The organism is Amycolatopsis sp. A1MSW2902 (assembly GCF_017312175.1).
GTDB classification, from domain to species: domain Bacteria; phylum Actinomycetota; class Actinomycetes; order Mycobacteriales; family Pseudonocardiaceae; genus Amycolatopsis; species Amycolatopsis nivea.
The window spans coordinates 3,385,059-3,403,028 of sequence record NZ_QJPO01000001.1 but is presented as its reverse complement, the minus strand read 5'-3'; the positions used below and the strand labels follow the sequence as shown (position 1 = coordinate 3,403,028).

Annotated in this window: 16 protein-coding genes; 8 read left to right on the top strand and 8 right to left on the bottom strand. The window is 70.7% G+C overall.

The genetic code is table 11. From position 1 onward, the window contains the following. The first annotated feature begins 22 nt into the window (after positions 1–22). The gene (locus DMP23_RS15615) at positions 23–961 is read left to right on the top strand and encodes a beta-ketoacyl-ACP synthase 3 (protein WP_037805788.1); all 939 of its coding nucleotides are present in this window, start codon (positions 23–25) and stop codon (positions 959–961) included. 60 nt (positions 962–1,021) lie between these two features. Here the strand turns inward: DMP23_RS15615 and DMP23_RS15610 are convergent, their stop codons facing one another. Then, positions 1,022–2,302 (bottom strand): flavin-containing monooxygenase, encoded by a 1,281-nt coding sequence (locus tag DMP23_RS15610; RefSeq protein WP_337821462.1) that lies wholly within the window; start codon positions 2,300–2,302, stop codon positions 1,022–1,024. A gap of 226 nt (positions 2,303–2,528) precedes the next feature. On the opposite strand from DMP23_RS15610, the gene DMP23_RS15605 reads away from it, so the two are divergent. From DMP23_RS15605 to DMP23_RS15580, 6 genes are all read left to right on the top strand, one after another. Then, the gene (locus DMP23_RS15605) at positions 2,529–2,951 is read left to right on the top strand and encodes a RidA family protein (protein ID WP_337821461.1); all 423 of its coding nucleotides are present in this window, start codon (positions 2,529–2,531) and stop codon (positions 2,949–2,951) included. Then, positions 2,948–3,625 carry a DUF1028 domain-containing protein gene (locus DMP23_RS15600; RefSeq protein ID WP_337821460.1) on the top strand — a complete coding sequence of 226 codons (678 nt, stop codon included), beginning with the start codon at positions 2,948–2,950 and terminating at the stop codon, positions 3,623–3,625. Before DMP23_RS15605 ends, DMP23_RS15600 begins: the two co-directional genes overlap by 4 nt. Further along, complete coding sequence (locus tag DMP23_RS15595; RefSeq protein ID WP_337821459.1) at positions 3,625–4,749, top strand: M20 family metallopeptidase; 1,125 nt, start codon at positions 3,625–3,627, stop codon at positions 4,747–4,749. The genes DMP23_RS15600 and DMP23_RS15595 overlap by 1 nt, the downstream gene beginning before the upstream one ends. A 25-nt stretch (positions 4,750–4,774) precedes the next feature. Continuing rightward, complete coding sequence (locus DMP23_RS15590; RefSeq protein ID WP_337821458.1) at positions 4,775–6,181, top strand: aspartate ammonia-lyase; 1,407 nt, start codon at positions 4,775–4,777, stop codon at positions 6,179–6,181. Positions 6,182–6,335: 154 nt separating this feature from the next. Next, the gene (locus DMP23_RS15585) at positions 6,336–7,679 is read left to right on the top strand and encodes an MFS transporter (protein WP_337821457.1); all 1,344 of its coding nucleotides are present in this window, start codon (positions 6,336–6,338) and stop codon (positions 7,677–7,679) included. Between the two features lie 31 nt (positions 7,680–7,710). After that, a complete protein-coding gene (locus DMP23_RS15580) occupies positions 7,711–9,186 on the top strand; it encodes an APC family permease (RefSeq protein ID WP_337821456.1) in 1,476 nt (491 codons plus the stop codon). A 3-nt stretch (positions 9,187–9,189) separates the two neighbouring features. Here DMP23_RS15580 and DMP23_RS15575 read toward each other — a convergent pair whose 3' ends face one another. Together DMP23_RS15575 and DMP23_RS15570 are read right to left on the bottom strand one after the other, a co-directional pair. Next, positions 9,190–10,044, bottom strand: a complete 855-nt coding sequence (locus tag DMP23_RS15575) for an SAM-dependent methyltransferase (protein WP_037805777.1) — start codon at positions 10,042–10,044, stop codon at positions 9,190–9,192. A gap of 55 nt (positions 10,045–10,099) precedes the next feature. After that, positions 10,100–10,762 carry a hypothetical protein gene (locus DMP23_RS15570; RefSeq protein WP_337821455.1) on the bottom strand — a complete coding sequence of 221 codons (663 nt, stop codon included), beginning with the start codon at positions 10,760–10,762 and terminating at the stop codon, positions 10,100–10,102. A 144-nt stretch (positions 10,763–10,906) separates the two neighbouring features. Between DMP23_RS15570 and pip the strand changes: the two genes are divergently transcribed. Further along, positions 10,907–11,851: a prolyl aminopeptidase gene (gene pip, locus DMP23_RS15565; protein WP_337821454.1), complete on the top strand. Its 945-nt coding sequence runs from the start codon at positions 10,907–10,909 to the stop codon at positions 11,849–11,851. Here pip and DMP23_RS15560 read toward each other — a convergent pair. From DMP23_RS15560 to DMP23_RS15540, 5 genes are read right to left on the bottom strand one after another with little or no spacing between them, the layout of a single operon-like run. Then, a complete protein-coding gene (locus tag DMP23_RS15560) occupies positions 11,848–12,366 on the bottom strand; it encodes a dihydrofolate reductase family protein (protein ID WP_337821453.1) in 519 nt (172 codons plus the stop codon). The genes pip and DMP23_RS15560 overlap by 4 nt on opposite strands. Before the next feature lie 53 nt (positions 12,367–12,419). Continuing rightward, positions 12,420–14,036 (bottom strand): dipeptide ABC transporter ATP-binding protein, encoded by a 1,617-nt coding sequence (locus DMP23_RS15555; RefSeq protein WP_238605931.1) that lies wholly within the window; start codon positions 14,034–14,036, stop codon positions 12,420–12,422. 4 nt (positions 14,037–14,040) lie between these two features. Continuing rightward, a complete protein-coding gene (locus tag DMP23_RS15550) occupies positions 14,041–15,729 on the bottom strand; it encodes an ABC transporter substrate-binding protein (RefSeq protein ID WP_337821452.1) in 1,689 nt (562 codons plus the stop codon). Between the two features lie 19 nt (positions 15,730–15,748). Continuing rightward, entirely contained in the window at positions 15,749–16,750 is a 1,002-nt protein-coding gene (locus DMP23_RS15545; protein ID WP_037805770.1) for an ABC transporter permease subunit, read from the bottom strand. Further along, positions 16,747–17,688: an ABC transporter permease gene (locus tag DMP23_RS15540; RefSeq protein WP_037805769.1), complete on the bottom strand. Its 942-nt coding sequence runs from the start codon at positions 17,686–17,688 to the stop codon at positions 16,747–16,749. Before DMP23_RS15540 ends, DMP23_RS15545 begins: the two co-directional genes overlap by 4 nt. Positions 17,689–17,970 lie beyond the last annotated feature (282 nt).

Sequence of the window (17,970 nt, the reverse complement as noted above, 5' to 3'; positions counted from 1 at the left end):
CGGACCCCGTGAGGAGACCCAGATGCCCGCTTCCCGCATCACCGCGCTCGGCCACCACCAGCCCGCCCGCGTGCTGACCAACGCCGACCTCGAAGACATGGTCGACACGACCGACGAGTGGATCCGCCGCCGCACCGGCATCGCCACCCGGCACATCGCGGACGGCTCGGTCGCCGACCTGGCTACCGAAGCCGCCGCGAAGGCACTCGCCGGGGCCGGGCTCGAACCCGGCGAGATCGGCCTGGTCGTGGTCGCCACCTGCAGCGCGATCGACCGCTGCCCGTCGATCGCCGCCCAGGTCGCGGGCCGTCTCGGCATCCCGGCCGCGGTCTGTTTCGACCTCAACAACGGATGCGCCGGCTTCTGCACCGCACTCGCCACCGCGGACCACGCCGTCCAAGCCGGTGCGGCCCGGCACGCTTTGGTCATCGGCGCGGAGAAGATGTCGGACATCACCGACTGGACCGACCGCAGCACCTGCGTCCTGCTCGGCGACGGAGCAGGTGCCGCAATCCTCAGCGCAGCAGACGCTCCGGCGGTCGGCCCGGTCGTCTGGGGCTCCGACCCGACGCGCCGGCAGCTGGTCCGGCTCGTGGACGAATGGCAGCCCGCGTTCGCGCAAGACGGCCAGTCGGTGTTCCGCTGGGCGACCCAGGAGCTGCCCGCCGTCGCGGCGGAAGCCTGCGCTCGCGCGGGCATCGCCACCACCGACCTCGCCGGAGTCGTCACCCATCAGGCGAATCTGCGGATCATCGAGGCACTGACCGCCCGGCTCGAACTGCGCGAGGACGTGGTGATCGGCCGTGACGTGGTGGATTCCGGCAACACGTCGGCAGCGTCCGTCCCACTCGCACTGTCCAAAATGGTCTCTCGCGGCGAGCTGCCGTCCGGCGGGCCGGTGCTGCTGTTCGCTTTCGGCGGCGGGCTCTCCTGGGCCGGCCAGGTCGTGACCTGTCCGTGAAGGACCTGGGATCCGCTCGTTCTCGGCGAAAACGGTCCAGGTCAGCGTCCGGCACCGCGTTCATTCCCGGGCGCCGGACCGCTGCCTGGCCGCCGTCGAGGGCTGGCTCTGGTACCCGCGCTGAATCGCCACGTGATCCGCCACGAACTTCGCGTCGTGCCAGACGCCCCAGATGAAACTCGACCCGCGCCGCGCCAGCCACGGCAAGCCGATGAAGTACACGCCCGGCTCCACCGACACTCCGCGACGGTGCTTCGGCCGCCCGTTCTCGTCGAAGGCGTCCACCTGCAGCCAGCTGTAGTCGACGGCGAACCCCGTGGCCCAGACGATCGAGGTCACCCCGGCCGCGGCCAGATCCAGTTCCAGCAGCGGATCAGTGACGCACGCCGGGTCCGGGCCGAGGTCGCGGGCGGACGGTTCCTCGGGCAGGTCGAGGCCGTTGCGGACGACGTAGGCGTCGGCTTCGTCAAGCAGGGCAAGGTAATTCTCGTCGCCCGCCGCGATGTTCTTCGCTAGGTCCGTCGCGAAGCTGAGCTTGCCTTCGGCGTATGCGCCGGTCATCCCGACGAGCGTGATGCCGAGCCCGGCCAGAGCGCGGAAGTCCACGGTGTGCCCGCCGCGCGCGCCGCTCACCGCGATGGTGACGTGTTCCGCTCCGGCGGGCGGCGTCTCGGCGTCCCACTTGCCCAGAACGCCCAGCCACCAGCAGAAGTCGCGGTCGCGGTAGCTGCGCGGCGGCCGGTCGTGCGGGCCGACGGACAGGTACACCTCGCGTCCGGACCGGCGAAGTTCCTCGGCGATCTGCACGCCTGACGAACCCGCGCCGACCACCAGCACCGCGCCTTCGGGAAGCTGCCCGGGGTTCCGGTAACCGCTGGAGTGCAACTGCACCGGTCCGGCGTCGGCAGGCACGATCGGCGGGATCACCGGACGCTGGAACGGGCCCGTCGCGGCGATGACGTACCGGGCGTCGAGGGCGCCGTCCGAGGTTTCGACGCGGAATCCGGGCCTGCCCTCGTGCCGCCGCACGGACGTCACCTCGACCCCGGTGCGGACCGGAGCGGCGATTTTTTCCGCGTACGCCTCGAAATAGCTCGCGACCTGCTCCTTCGACGCAAACTCGCCGGGAGCCACGTCGGGGAATTCCAGGCCGGGGAACCGGTCGTGCCACGCCGGGCCGTTCGCGACGAGCGAGTCCCACCGTTCCGAGCGCCAGCGTTCGGCGATCCGGTTCCGTTCCAGGACGACGTGCGGCACGCCGCACTCGCTCAGGTGCTCGCTCATCGCCAGGCCGGCCTGTCCCCCGCCCACGACGAGGGCCTCCACCTGTTCGCTCGACATCCCAGACCTCCGCTCCGGCTCCGGCGCGGTTCAGCGCCGCCTCCCCGGATCCTCACGGCCCGCCCTGCCCGTGTCCAACAGATGTTTCCGGCACTCAAGATCTGATTTCCCGATGCAGAGTGCATCGATTCAACCGATGCATTGGTCCGGAAACATCTACTGGACAGAACCTCGGCGGCGCGGTCAGGCTGAGGCGTCCGACGACCGCCGCACGGAAGGCCCCGCAGTGACTGTCCACCGTCGCATCCGCCCGTTCAACACGCGGGACACCTACCCGGAGCAGAACCTCGACAACGACCTGTGCCAGGCCGTCGTCGCCAACGGCACGGTCTACGTGCGCGGCCAGATCGGGCAGGACCTCGACACGAGCGAATCGGTCGGGATCGGCGACGTCGCCGCGCAGGCCGAACAGGCGATGGCGAACATCAAGATGCTGCTCGAAGAAGCGGGCAGCCGGATGGAGCATCTGGTCAAGCTCACCATCTACCTCGTCGACCCGCGCTACCGCGAGGCGGTCTACCGCACCGTCGGGCGCTGGACCAAGGGCGTGCACCCGATCTCGACCGGCGTGGTCGTGTCCGCGCTCGCCCGGCCGGAGTGGCTGTGCGAGATCGACGCCATCGCGGTGATCCCGGAGGAGGCGAAGTGACCTTTTCGATCGTCGCCCGCGACACGTCCGGCGGCACCGTCCGGTTCGGCATCGCGGCCAGCTCGTCCAGTCCGGCGGTCGTCGCCCGGGTCGCGCACTTGCGCCCGGGCCTCGGCGCGGCGGCCTCGCAGAACATCACCGACCCGCGGCTCGGCGGACGGCTGCTGGACCGGCTCGCCGAGCACGGCGACCCGGAGAAGGCGCTGGCCGAGGTCACGTCGACGGCGGAGCACATCGAGTACCGGCAGCTGACCGTGCTCGGCCAGACCGGACCCGGTTTCGCTTACAGCGGCTCGAAAACCCTCGGCACGCACGCGTCGGCGACATCGGACGGCGTGGTCGTGGCGGGCAACATGCTGGCGGGCGACCACATTCCGCAGTCCATGGTGGACGCTTTCACCGACGCCACCGGCGAACTGGAACAACGCCTCGTCGCGGCGATGCGGGCCGGGCTCGCGGCGGGCGGCGAGGAAGGCCCGGTTCGGTCGGCCGGGCTGGTCGTGGTGTCCGCGGCGGACTGGCCGGTCACCGATCTGCGCGTGGACTGGGCGGACGAGCCGATCGAGCAGCTCGCCGAACTCCTCGACGTCTGGCTCCCCCAGCGCGACGACTACGTCACCCGCGGCCTGAACCCCGCGGCCGCGCCGTCTTACGGCGTGCCGGGAGACGAGTGATGGCCACGCCCAAAGCGGCCGCCCGCACCGTGGTCGAGCGGCACGCCGACGAGCTGATCCAGCTGTCCGAGCGTCTGCACGCGGACCCGGAAACCGCGTGGGAAGAGCATCGCGCGGCCGCCGCGGTGCCGGAACTGCTCGACCGGGCCGGGTTCGCGGTCACGGCGAAGTACCTCGGTCTGGACACCGCGTTCCACGCCAGCTTCGGCTCCGGGCCCAAGCGGATCGCGCTGTGCGCCGAGTACGACGCCCTGCCCGGCCTGGGCCACGCGTGCGGGCACAACCTCATCGCGGCCAGCTCAATCGGGGCCGCGCTGGGGCTCGCCCAGGTCGCCGACGACCTCGGGATCACCGTCGAGGTCTACGGAACCCCGGCTGAGGAGGGCGGTGGCGGGAAGATCGAACTGCTGGAGCGCGGCGCTTTCACGGGGGTCGACCTCGCGATGATGGTGCACCCGGCACCGGTCGACGTCGCCGAAGCGCGGCCGTTCGCCGTCAGCCACTCGAAGATCTCCTACACCGGCAAGTCCGCGCACGCGGCCGCGTATCCCGAAGCCGGGGTCAACGCCGCCGACGCGTTCACCGTCGCCCAGGTCGCGATCGGCCTTCTGCGGCAACAACTTCCCGCCTCGGCACGCGTGCACGGGATCGTGACGCACGCCGGGGACGCCCCCAACGCGATCCCCGAGCACGCGTCCGGCCGGTGGTACGTGCGAGCCGAGACGCTGGCGGAACTGTCCGAATTGGAGCCACGCGTCATGCGGGCTTTCGAAGCCGGGGCACTCGCCACCGGTTGCGAGCTGAGCGTCGAGCCGGAAAGCAAGCCGTACGCCGAATTCCGCGCCGATGAACCGGCTTTGGCCGCCTACCGCGCCAACGCCCTCGAACTCGGCCGCGAGTTCGCGCCGGACGGCACGGCGTCGCGGATGAACCGCGCGTCCACCGACATGGGCAACGTCTCGCAGGTCGTGCCCGCGATTCATCCCTACATCGGCATCGGGTCGCTGCCCGCGATCAACCACCAGCGCGAATTCGCCGCGCACTGCGTCGGCGACACCGCGGAGCGTGCCCTGCTCGACGGTGCCATCGCGCTGGCGTGGACCGGCGTCGACCGCACCCTCTGAACCTCCTGCACCGGGAAGGACACCGATGTCCAGCACCCGCTCCGAGCACGACATGCTCGGCGAAATCAGCGTGCCCGGCGACGTCTACTACGGCGCGCACACCGCCCGTGCGCTGGTCAACTTCCCCATCACCGGCGAAACCCTCGCCGACCGGCCGCACCTCGTCGCCGCGCTGGCCACCGTCAAGGAGGCCGCCGCGCGGGCCAACGCTGAGGTCGGTGCCCTCTCCCCGGAGCGCGCCGCGGCGATCGGGCAGGCGTGCGCGGAAATCCGGGGCGGTCGGCTGCACGACCAGTTCGTCGTCGACCTCATCCAGGGCGGTGCCGGGACGTCGACGAACATGAACGCCAACGAGGTCATCGCCAACCGCGCCCTGGAACTGCTCGGCCACGCCCGCGGCGAGTACACCGAGCTGCATCCGCTCGACCACGTCAACCTCGGCCAGAGCACCAACGACGTCTACCCCAGCGCGGTCAAACTCGCCCTCGACCGGCATCTCGCCGAACTGCTCGCCGCGCTCGCCGGGCTACGGGAAGCGTTCGCGGACAAGGCGATCGAGTTCGCCGACGTCCTCAAGATGGGCCGCACCCAGCTGCAGGACGCCGTCCCGATGACGCTCGGCCAGGAGTTCGGCGCGTTCGCCGCCACGCTCGGCGAGGACGAACAGCGGCTCGCCGAAGCCCGGTTGCTGCTGCACGAGCTGAACCTCGGCGGCACCGCGATCGGCACCGGCCTCAACGCGCGTCCCGGGTACCGCGAGCGGGCTGTCGCACATCTGCGCGAGCTGACCGGCATCGCGACGCTCGTCTCCGCGCCCGACCTGATCGAGGCGACCCAGGACGTCGGCGTGTTCGTGCAGCTGTCCGGCGTGCTGAAACGCGTGGCGGTCAAAATGTCCAAGATCTGCAACGATCTCCGGTTGCTCTCGTCCGGGCCGCAGGCCGGGTTCGGCGAGATCGAACTGCCCGCCCGGCAGGCCGGGTCCTCGATCATGCCGGGCAAGGTCAACCCCGTCGTCCCGGAGACGGTCAACCAGATCGCCTTCGAAATCATCGGCCACGACGTGACGATCACGCTCGCTGCCGAAGGCGGGCAGCTCCAGCTCAACGCTTTCGAACCGGTCATCGCGCGAGCGCTGACCGCCGGGCTCGACCACCTCACTGCCGGTGCCCGGGTACTCGCCGAACGCTGCGTACGCGGCATCACCGCGCGCCGGGAGCACCTCGCCGATCTCGTCGCCACCTCGACCGGATTGGTCACCGCGCTAAGCCCGGCGCTCGGCTACGAAACCGCGTGCGGGCTCGCCCTGGAAGCGCACCAAACCGGACGCCCGGCCTTGGAACTGGTGCGGGAACGGCGGTTGCTGACCGACGACCAGGTGGGCGCGCTGATCACCCCGCAGGCCCTCACCGGCGGGCCGTCCCGCACGTGAACGCTGTGTTTCGCGGCTGTCAGCTGCTCGGATCGGCACAGCTCAGCGCTTCTGCATAACTCGAACCGATGCATTGCTTTGCTTATTACTTCTTGTTAGATGCCGTGGGCCGCTCTTAGCGTCCTCCCGGAGAACCGGTCCAAGGAGGCCATTCATGACCGCATCCGACGCCTCTCCGGCGCCCGACCTCGCCGAACAGAGCGCCGACCCCGCGACGCTGCGCCGCAGTGTCGCGGCCGGTGCCGTCGGCGTCTTCGTGCACTGGTTCGACTGGGCCGCCTACGCCTACCTCGCCGGCACCATCGCCTCGGTGTTCTTCCCGGCGGGCAACTCGACCGCGGGCCTGCTCGCGGTGTTCGGCGTCTTCGCGGTGTCGTTCGGCATCCGGCCGGTCGGCGCGCTGATCTTCGGGCCGCTGGGCGACAAGATCGGCCGCAAGCGCACGCTGTCGGTGGTCATCTTCGTGATGTCCGGGGCCACGCTCGTGATCGGCCTCCTGCCGGGCTACTCGACGATCGGCATCGCGGCCCCGATCCTGCTGGTGCTGCTTCGCCTGCTGCAGGGCCTCGCGGCGGGCGGCGAATTCGGCAGCGCGGCGAGCTTCCTGGCCGAGTACGCGCCGCGGCGGCGTCGCGGCTTCGGCGTCAGCTGGCTGGAAGTCGGCTCGCTGCTGGGCTTCCTCGCCGGTTCGTTCGTGTTCCTGCTGCTGTCGATCGGACTGACGAACGCGCAGCTGGCGTCGTGGGGCTGGCGCGTCCCGTTCCTGATCGCCGCGCCGCTGGGCATCATCGGGTTCGTCATCCGCAGCAAGATCGAGGACACGCCCGAGTACCGCGCCCTCGAAGCGACCGACAACGTGCCCCGCAGCCCGGTCCGGGAACTGTTCCGCCACAACAAGAAGCAGCTGCTCCAGGCGGCCGGGCTGATGACGATGATGCACGTGCCGTTCTACGCCGTGCTCACCTACCTGGTCACCTACGAAACCGACTATCTCGGCCACTCGTCCGGCAGCGCGGCGGCACTGTCCACGGTGATCTCGCTCGTCGGGCTGGTCCTCGTGCCGTTCTTCGGCCGGCTTTCCGACCGGGTCGGGCGAAGGCTGGTCCTGATCGGCGCGGGCGCGGCGCTGTTCGTCTTCGCCGTCCCCGCGTACCTGCTGATGCGCACCGGCCTCGTCGGCACCTGGATCGGCGGGCTCGCCCTCGGCGCGATCCTGGCGGCGATCCTCGGCACCTACGCGGTGTGGTCGGCGGAGATCTTCCCGACCCGCACCCGGCAAAGCGGACTGTCCATCGCGTACAACATCACCGCCGCGCTGTTCGCGGGCACCGTGCCGTACCTGATGACCGTCCTGATTTCCGCGACCGGCAGCACGCTCGTGCCCGGCCCGTACCTGATGGCCGCCGCGGCGGTCGGTCTCGTCGCCGCGTTCTCGATGCGCGAGACCGCCGGAACCCCGTTGCTGCACAAGGAAGACCTGGAGAACACCGAAGCCTGACTCCCCCTCGATTCACCAAAGGCGGTGAAGCGTGTCCGAACCCACCTTCGTCAACAGCGAATCCGGAAACCTGCGCCGGAATCTGCGCCGGATCGATTCGATCTTCCTCGCGATCGCGGCCATCATCTCGGTGGACACCATCGGCCAGATCGCGACCTCGGGGGCGGAGGCGGTCACCTGGACCGCCGTGCTCCTCGTGCTGTTCCTGTTCCCGTACGGCCTGGTCATGGCCGAACTCGGGAGCGCGTTCCCGGCGGAGGGCGGGCCGTTCGTCTGGCTGCGCCTCGCGTTCGGGAAGCTGCCCGCCGCGCTCGGCACGCTGCTGTACTGGATCACCAACCCGGTGTGGCTCGGCGGATCGATCACCTTCCTCGCGGCGGCGACCTGGCAGCAGTACCTCGTCCCGGCCTCGCCGGGCGGGTTCGCGGACTACGCGTTCAAGCTGGTGTTCATCTGGCTGGCGATCCTCGGCGCGGTGGTCAGCCTGCGGTACGGCAAGTGGTTCATCGCCGCCGGGGCCTTGCTGAAGGTCGGGCTCGTGGTGCTTTTCGCCGTCACCGCGGCGATCTACGCCGCGCGCAACGGCGTCCACGGCTCACTGGCCTTCTCCCCCACCATCGGCGGATTCCTCGCCGTGGTCCCGGTTCTGATATTCGCCCTCGTCGGCTTCGAAGCGCCCAACGGCGCCGCGGAGGAGATGCACAACCCGCGGCGCGATGTCCCGATCACGGTCGGCGTTTCCGGTCTGGTGTCGGCGTTGTGCTACCTGGTGCCGGTTTTCGGCATCGTCCTGGTGATGCCGCCGGACAAGATCAACGGGCTCGGCGGATTCCTCGACGCGGTGCGCCAGGTGTTCTCCGTCTACGGCGGCGCCGCGGACGGGATGCTGACGCTCGCCGCCGTCGTGTTCATTTTCGTCCTGCTGAACCAGGGCTGCTCGTGGATGATCGCCTCGGACCGCATCCAGGCGATGGCCGCGGTCGACGGCGCGTTCCCGCGCTGGTTCGGGGCGTTCCATCCGAAGCTCAACACGCCGTTGCGGGTCAACCTGCTCTCCGGCGTGGTCGCGACCGCGTTCACGGTGGCGGCGACGATCGTGCAGAGCAGTTCGGCCTCGGCGGTGTTCGCGGTGGTGCTCAACATCGCGGTCAGCACGCTGCTGCTGTCGTACCTGCTGATCTTCCCGACAATCCTGGTGCTGCGGCGGAAATACCCCGCGGCGGACCGCCCGTTCCGGGTTCCCGGCGGACGGATCGGACTGTGGGTCAGCTCGGTGCTGATCTACGCGTGGATCCTGCTGGGCGCGTGGCAGACGGTGGTGCCCGGGGTGCTGGACCGCGCGCTCGGGGTCCCCTACGACTTCGAGGGCACCTGGGGCGTGTCGCGGCTGACCTTCGAACTGTTCACCGCCGGAACGCTGGCGGTGCTGATCGGGTTCGGGTTCGTCGGCTACCTCATCGCCCGCAGGCAACCCGCGCCGGTCGCGGAAGTCCCGCAACCGGCGTAGGAGTCAGACCTTCCGGCCCACCACACCCGCCACGCACCGGGCGGCGTCGCTCAGCGGCTTCAGCCTCGGACCGTCCTGCCACCATTCGTCCGCGACGGACAAGCCGGGCCCGTCCGTGCGGCTTGGCGGGAGCAGTTCGAGACCGGGCAGCATCGCCTCGATCTCGGCGCGGGTCCGGAACCGCCCAGCGCCCAGCGGTCCGGACACGAGGATCTCCTCGATCCGCTTCGCGACCGCGGTCAGCTCCGGCACCTCGGGGTCGTAGAAGTGCGCCATGGCGACGTACGAACCGGGCGCGAGGGCGTCGATGTACTCGCGCATCACCTCGACCGCGCCGTCGCCCTCGTAGTGGTGCATGGTGCCGATGTGCAGGAGCGCGACCGGCTCCGAGAAGTCGATGTACTCGCGCACGGTTTCGTGCTGCAGCACGGCCCGCGGCTCGAAGATGTCGGCCTCGACCATGTGCGTGAAGTCGTTGTCCTCCAGCAGCGCGCGGCCGTGCGCGAGCACCACCGGGTCGTTGTCGACGTACACCACGTGCGCGTCGCGGTGGTAGCGCTGGACGATCTGGTGGGTGTTCTCGGCGGTCGGCAGGCCGGAACCGCAGTCGAGGAACTGGCGGATGTCGGTCTGGCTCGCCAGCATGCGCAGCGCGCGGTTGTGGAAACCGCGGTTGCCGCGCGCGATGTGCACCGCCTCCGGGACCGCCGTGCTGATCTTCTCCATCACCGCGCGGTCCACCTCGTAGTGGTGGCTCCCGCCGAGGAACCCGTCGTAGATCCGCGCGATGCTCGGGCGGTTCGGGTCCACCCCCACCGGCACCTGGCTGGGCGACAACGGGGACGACGAGCCGGTCATGGACACCTCGCGGAGCGGTCGGTCGGCAGTGACCTACTCAGAGTAGTACTGCCGCTCAGCCGTGCCAGCGGCGCGGCCCGTCGCCGTTGCCCCATTGCTCCATGTACGAGCTGACCGCCGAGCGGAACGCGTCTTCCATCGAGTCGTGGGACTGGTCCCGGCTGTCCTGCTGCGGGTTCTGCGTCGGCTGGACGCGCGGCGGCGCGGTCGTCGCGGGACGGCTGCTGGCCCGGATCACCGTGTCGCGCACCTGGTCGCTCGCCGGGGCCGGGGACGCGCTGAGCGTGCTCACCGCAGGCGGCGCGGACGACGTGGTGCGGACCGGAGCGGACGGCGGCTGCACCGGCTGCGAGTCCGTCCCGCCGGACGCCGACGGCCACAACGCCCACGAGCCCAGCCCCGCGCACACCACCACCGCGGCACCGGCGAAGAGGCCGTAGCGCGGCTTTCGCTGGGCGGGCGGCGCGGTCTCGGCGGCCGGCGCGGGCGGGTCGGCGGCGGGTGCCGGGCCGCGTTTGGCGAGCTGCTCGGCGGGCGAGCCGGTCGAAACGTCGAGGACCCCGCCGAACGCCGAGGTCGGTTCGTCGGCGCTGTCCGCCCGGCGGCGCACCAGCGGCGGGGGTTCGCTGCCGTCGATCCGGGGCATCGGCGCCGTCTCGGACAGCCGCACGAGATTCGCGACCGACTCGAGGTCGCTGCCGGACTCCGGGTTCCCCATCCAGACCTCCACCCCTCCGGGGCCGCGCGTCCGCGGCGCTTCCGGCGCGCCAGATCCTAGGGACCCCCGGTCCGCGCTGTAAACCCGGCTCGGGCGTGATCCAGTACGCTCGACGGGTTTTCCGGCCCGGGGAGGAGGCCCGCGATGCGGCCGTTTTCGGTCGAACCCGACGCGACCGGCATGCTCGACGCCGGCGACGGACAGCAGATCTACTGGGACGCCAGCGGCTCCGGCAAGCCGGTGCTGTGCGTGCACGGCGGCCCCGGCGGAGGGGGCGGCAGCTTCGGCCGCAGCGGCTTCGACCCGGAGAAGTTCCGCGTCGTGGTGTTCGACCAGCGCGGCTGCGGACGGAGCACGCCGAGCGTCGCGGACCCGGCGGTGAGCCTGGAGCACCAGACCCTCGACCGCCTGATCGCCGACATGGAGCGGCTGCGCGTCCACCTCGGCTTCGAGAACTGGCTGCTCTACGCCGGTTCCTGGGGCGCGACGCTCGCGCTGGCCTACGCGCAGCGGCATCCGGAACGGGTCAGCGGCATCGTGCTGGTCGCCGCGTTCACCTCGTCGCCGGACGAGATCGACTGGCTCTACCGCGGCGTCCGGCGGCTGCTGCCCGCGCAATGGGAAACGTTCCGGGCAGGCGCGCCCGACCCGGACGGAGACCTCCTCGCCGGGTACGCGCAGCTCCTCGCCAGCCCGGACCGCGAGGTGCAGCTGCGCGCCGCCCGCGATTGGTGCGCCTGGGAAGACGCGGTGATCTCGCACGAATGGGTCGGCGGACGAACCGGCCAGTTCAGCGCGGGCCCGGACGACGAGCTGATCACGCTCGCCCGCCTCTGCGCGCACTACTACCGCCACCACGCCTGGCTCGAGGACGATCAGCTGCTGCGCGACATCCACCTGCTGCACGGCATTCCCGCGGTGCTGATCCACGGACGCGCCGACCTGAGCGCACCGCTGCGGAAGGCATGGCAGCTCGCGCAGGCCTGGCCGGACGCCGAACTGGTCGTGATCGACGACGCGGGGCACACCGGGAGCCCGTCGATGGGGACTGCGGTGCTGGAAGCGATCACCCGCTTCGAGGACCGCTAAGCCAGCACGCGATACCGCAGCCTCGTCCCCCGCTGCGCCAGCAACTCCAACCGCACCGGCGGGCCCGGCCGTTCGAACAGCCGCACCCCGCCGCCGAGCAGCACTGGCATCACCACCACCACGACCTCGTCCAGCAGGCCAGCCTCGACGCACGCCCGACCAACCGATGCGCCCAGCACGTTCACCGTCTTCTCCCCCGCCGCCGCCCGCGCCGTCGCGACGCCTTCCTCCAGCGAGGAGCAGAACGTCACCCCGGGCACCGCTGGCGCGTCACCCCGGGTCAAGACCATCTGCGGCCCGTCCCATCCGCCGCCGAAAGCCTTGCCTTCGCCCTCGGTGCCGCGGTACGGGTCGTCGCCGGAGAAAGTCCGGCGGCCGACCAGCAGCGCGCCGACCTCCGCGGCCAGGTCGTCGGCGGCGTCCCCGGTGTACGGCGCGAGCCATCCCATGTCCCCGCCGGGCCCGGCGATGAACCCGTCCAGCGACATCGCGGCGGAGTACAGCAGCTTTCCCATGTCAGCCCCTTCCGTTTTCCGTACCGACTCCCGGAAGGGCCGAAACTCATCGGTCAGCCGGACAGCGCGCGCCAAGCCTCCCGGCGTTCCCGCTGCCGTTCCGGATCCGCCACCGGGGCCGCGGCGACCAGGCGGCGCGTGTAGTCCTCCCGCGGCGAGCCCAGCACCGACGCCACCGGGCCCTCCTCGACCACCTTGCCGTGGTGCAGCACGACGACCCGGTCCGCGACCCGCTCCACCACCGCCAGGTCGTGGCTGATGAACAGGCACGCGAACGCCAGTTCCCGCTGCAAGTCCGCCAGCAGGTCCAGCACCGAGGCCTGCACCGAGACGTCCAGCGCGCTCGTCGGCTCGTCCGCGATCAGCAGCCGCGGCCGCAGCGCCAGCGCCCGCGCGATCCCGACCCGCTGCCGCTGCCCGCCGGACAGTTCGTGCGGGTACCGGTTGCTCCAGCCCGGGTCCAGGCGCACGGCGGCGAGCAGTTCCGCGACCCGTTCCCGGTGCTCGCCGCGTTCGCCGTGCACCACGAGGGGTTCGGCGATGCTCGCGCCGATCGTCGCGCGCGGGTTGAGCGCGGAGGCCGGGTTCTGGAACACGATCCCGATCTGCCGCCGGATCTCCCGCCGCTGCCGGGCCGACGCGCGCGCGACGTCCACGCCGTCGATCCGCACGGAGCCCGCCGAGGGAGCGACCAAGCCGGTCAGCACGGACGAGATCGTGCTCTTGCCGGAACCGGATTCGCCGACGAGACCGAGCACCTCGTCGGTCCCGATGGTCAGCGACACGCCGTCGACCGCGCGCACCGGCGGGGCGCCGCCGCCGACCCGGTAGGTCACCGCGAGATCCTCCACCGACACCAGCGGAGCCGACGCCGGCCGCACCGCACCGCCGGGCGCGGAACCCAGCGACAGCACCGAATCCAGCAGCTCCCGCGTGTAGTCGGCTTGCGGCGAGGCGAACAGCCCGGCCGCGGTGTTCTGCTCGACGACCCGGCCCTCGCGCAGCACCACGACCCGGTCCGCGACGTCCGCGACCACGCCCATGTCGTGCGTCACCAGCAGGATCGCCGTGCCGAGCCGGTCCCGCAGCGACCGCAGCAGCTGCAGGATCCCGGCTTGCACGGTGACGTCCAGCGCAGTCGTCGGCTCGTCCGCGACCAGCAGCTTCGGGTCGTGGATCAGCGCGATCGCGATGACCACCCGCTGCAACTGCCCGCCGGACAGCTCGTGCGGGTACGCCCGCAGCACGCGCCGCGCGTCCAGTTCCACAAGTTCCAGCAGTTCCCGGGCCCGTTCCCGCGCAGCGGCCCGCGACACCTTCCGGTGCGCCCGGACCGCGTCCACGAGCTGCGTGCCGATCCGGAACACCGGGTTCAGCGCGCTCATCGGCTCCTGGAACACCATGCCGATCTCGCCGCCGCGCACCGCGCGCAGCGCCGGACCGTCCACTGTGTACAGATCGCGGCCGTCGAGCACCGCGGAGCCGGTCACCGTCGCGGTGTCCGGCAGCAGGCCGAGCAGCGACAGCGCGGTGACCGACTTGCCGGAACCGGATTCCCCGACGAGGGCGACGACCTCGCCGGGGCGCACGTCGAACGTCACCTCCCGCACCGCTTCGGCGGAACCGAACCGGACGGAGACGTCGCGCAGGGAAAGCAGCTGCTCGGACACGGGATTACTTCGCCAGGCCCATCTGGAGGTAGTTCGGGTACGCGGGGAACGCGCCGATCGCGAAATTGCCGACCTTCGCGCCGTGCAGGAACGAGTTGCGCGTGTAGATCAGCGGGACCACCGGCGAGTCCTGCATGATCCGCTTGTCCGCCTTCGCCCAGAGCTTCCCGGCCGCCGCAGGGTCGACCGTGCCCTGCGCCTGCGTGATCAGCGCGTCCACCTCGGGCACCGAATAGCGCGACTCGTTGTACCCGCCGTTGCCGATCTCCGACGTGCCGAACAGCGGCTCGATGTTCGCGTTGGCGCTCGGGAAGTCCGGCTGCCACGAGCCCAGCGTCAGGTCGTAGTTGCCGTCGTTGCCGGTGACCAGCGTGGTCCACGCCTCGTCGTCGAGCGGGCGCAGCTTGGCGCGGATGCCCGCCCGTTGCAGCGCGGCCTGGATCGCCTGCGCCTTGTCCGCCTCGTTGTTGGCCGTCGACACCGGGAAGTCCAGGTTGTCGATGCCGTTCGGGAAACCGGCTTCGGCGAGCAGCTGCTTCGCCTTCGCCACGTCGCCGTTCGGCGGGGCCGGGTAGAGGTCGTACACCTCGCGCCCGGCGATGCCCTCGGTGATCAGCGTCGTCGCGATCGGACCGGCCAGGTCCGCGCTGCCCGCGGCGGCGACCTGGTAGGCGGTCTTGTCCACGGCGTACTGGAACGCCTGGCGCACCTTGGGATTCGCCAGCGGGCCGCGCTTGGTGTTCAGCGCGAGATAGGCCAGCGCGCCGGACTTCGACGTGACGAGCTGGTTCTTCGCCGCCGGGTTCGTGCGGATCTGCGCCAGTTGCGCCGGGTTCACGAACGACGAGCCGAACGCGAACGCGTCGTTGCCCTGGCTGGCCAGCAGCCGCTTCGCGACGACACCGGTGTCCTGGCCCATCTGGATCACGACCGCGTCCGGCAGGCCGGTGCGCGCGAGGTCGGTCTTGGCGTCCCAGTTCGGGTTCCGGACGAACTTGACCTGCACGCCCTTCTGGTACGACTCGACCTGGTACGGACCGGACGCGACCGGCTTCGTGTCGTAGGTCGCGTCGGTGCCCTTGCCCTTCGGCACCGGCGCGAACGCGGGCATGCTCGCGATCCACGGCCAGTCGCCGTACGGGCGGGCCAGGCGGAACACGATCGTCTTCGGGTCCGGCGTCTCGATCGACGCCAGTTCGCCGCCCTTGAACGGGCCCTTGTAGTCGGGGCCGCCGGCGAGCAGATTCTTGTGGTAGCCCAGTCCGCCGGAGAACGCCGAGTCGAACGACCGCTCGATGCCGTACTTGATCTCGGCGCTGGTGATCGGCGTGCCGTCGGCCATCTTCAGGCCGTCCTTGAGCGTGTAGGTCCAGGTCTTGCCGTCCGCGCTCGCCCGGCCGGTGTCGGTGGCGAGGTCCGGGACCACGGTCGCCGGGCCGTCCCCGGCGGTCTTCCACGCGGTGAGCCTGCGGTGGACCAGGCTGATCGTGGTGATCGCCAGGTTCTGGCTCTTCGCCGGGTCGAGGTGCTGCGACGTGGTGTCGCTGAGGATGTACAGCGTGCCGCCGGACGAAACCGCGACCGCTCCCCCGCCGCCGGACTGCTCGTTCGCGTTGCACGCGGCGAGGAACGCCCCTGCCCCGGTGACCGTGGCGGTGATGCCGAGCGCCTTCAGGAAGTCCCTGCGATCCATGGTTTTTCCGTTCCCTTTCTCACGAACCGAGCCGAGCGCGGGGGTCGAGGACCCCGTAGAGCACGTCCACCGCGAAGTTCGCGAGGACGACGAAGAAGGCGGCGAACAGGCTGACGCCCATCAGCACCGGCAGGTCCACCTGGTGCACGGCATCGACGAGCAGCCCGCCGAGCCCGGGCAGCGCGAACACCCGCTCGGTGATCACCGCGCCGCCGAGCAGCGCGCCGAGGTCGACCGCGAACACCGTCACCACCGGCAGCAACACGTTGCGCAGCGCGTATTTCCCGACGACCGTCCGCTCCGGCAGGCCGACCGCCCGCGCGGTGCGGATGAAGTCCTCGCCCATGATTTCGAGCATCTGCCCGCGCGAGAGCCGGGCGTACACCGCGGCGTTGATGAACGCCAGCACCAGCCACGGCAGCACCAGGTGCCACGCCCAGTCGACCGGGCTCTGCGCGAACGTCACGTAGCCGCTCACCGGCACCACGTCGAGCGTGAAACCGAACAGCAGAATTCCCAGCAGCCCCACCAGATACGCGGGCGCGGACACCCCGGCGAGCGTCACCGTCATCGCGGCCCGGTCGGCGAACTTCCCTCGCCGCAGCGCGGAGAACACCCCGGTCGCGACCCCGGCGATCAGCCAGATCACCGACGCGCCGATGGCCAGCGAGACGGTGATCGGCAGCCGGTCGCCGATCAGTGTCAGCACCGGTTCGCTCTGCTGGAACGAGTAGCCGAAGCAGGGCGCGGAGCAGACGATCGCCGTCACGCCGGTGCCGAAGGTGCGGCCGGTGAAGATGCCGCCGAGGAAGTCGAAGTACTGCTGGATCCACGGCTTGTCGAAGCCCATGAACTCCCGCGCCAGCGCCAGGTTCTCCGGCGTGCACGGCTTGCCGCAGGACATGTACGCCGGGTCGGTGGGCAGCAGGTAGAACACCGCGAAGGTGCCGAAGCTGACCACGAGCAGCACGCCGAGCATGCCCAGCAGGCGGATGCCCACGAAACGCAGGGTGCGGTTCACCGGCGCACCGCCGTCTTCGGGTCGAGGGCGTCGCGCAGCCCGTCGCCGAGCATGTTGAACGCGAGCGTCGCGACGAACAGCGCGGCGCCGGGGAAAATGAGGAACATCGGATCGGTCTGCACCCAGTTGATCGCGTCGCTGATGGAACGGCCCCAGCTCGGCGTGGGCGGCGGGATGCCGACGCCGAGGAACGACAGCGCGGCTTCCAGCCCGATGTTGGCCGGGATGCTCACCGTCGCCAGCACGATGATCGGCGCCCACAGGTTCGGCAGCAGTTCGCGGCGGAAGACGTGCACGCCGCCCGCGCCGAGCGCCCGGGCCGCCTTGACGAAGTCGCGGTTGCGCAGGCTCAGCGTCTGCGCGCGGACCACCCGGGCCACCCGCGGCCAGCCGAACAGCCCGATCACCGCGATCAGCAGCAGCGGCCGCGGGATCGACTGCGGGGCGACCGCGCCGAGCGCGATCATGAAGATCAGCTGCGGGAACCCGAGCAGCACGTCGGTCACCCGGCTCACCGCGGTGTCCCACCAGCCGCCGAGGTATCCGGCGCTCGCCCCGAGCAGCACGCCCAGCAGCATCGACACCGCGGTCGCGGCGAGCCCGATCAGGAACGACGTGCGCGCGCCGTACGCGACGACCGCGAAGAGGTCCCGCCCGGTCAGCGGTTCGACGCCGAACCAGTGGCTGCCGCTGATGCCGCCGAGGAATCCCGCGCCGGTGCCGTCGGCCGGATTGAGCAGGTCGGTGTGGTACGTGTACGGATCCTGGCCCTCGATCAGGGCGAGCAGAGGAGCCGCGAGAGCGGTGACGATCACCAGCACGATGACGACCGCGCTGGCTTGCGCCCAGCGGTCGTGCCGCAACGCGCGCCACAGGTTCCGGGAGGCCGGAGCGGCCGCCGGGACCCCGGCGCCGCCCGGCGACAGGATGTCGGACAACGGTTCCCTATGCAGATCAGCGTTACTTGACGACGTGACAGTAAAGAACCCGAAGGAAATTCACCACGACGGCGGTGCCCTTCCCGGATCGTGAGACGCCGGCAAGATCGCACCTCCCCCGGGAATACGTGGTGTTCGCGCAGGTCACCGGCGGTCGCGCGGCCCGGGCCAGTGTGCCGTGCGGACAGCTGTCCGGCCAGCCTTGTTGTCACCCGTTCGGACGCAGTCCCGGGACGGTCGGCTGACTCCGTTTGTGCCGCCGCCCGCCCGGCACTGGACTGG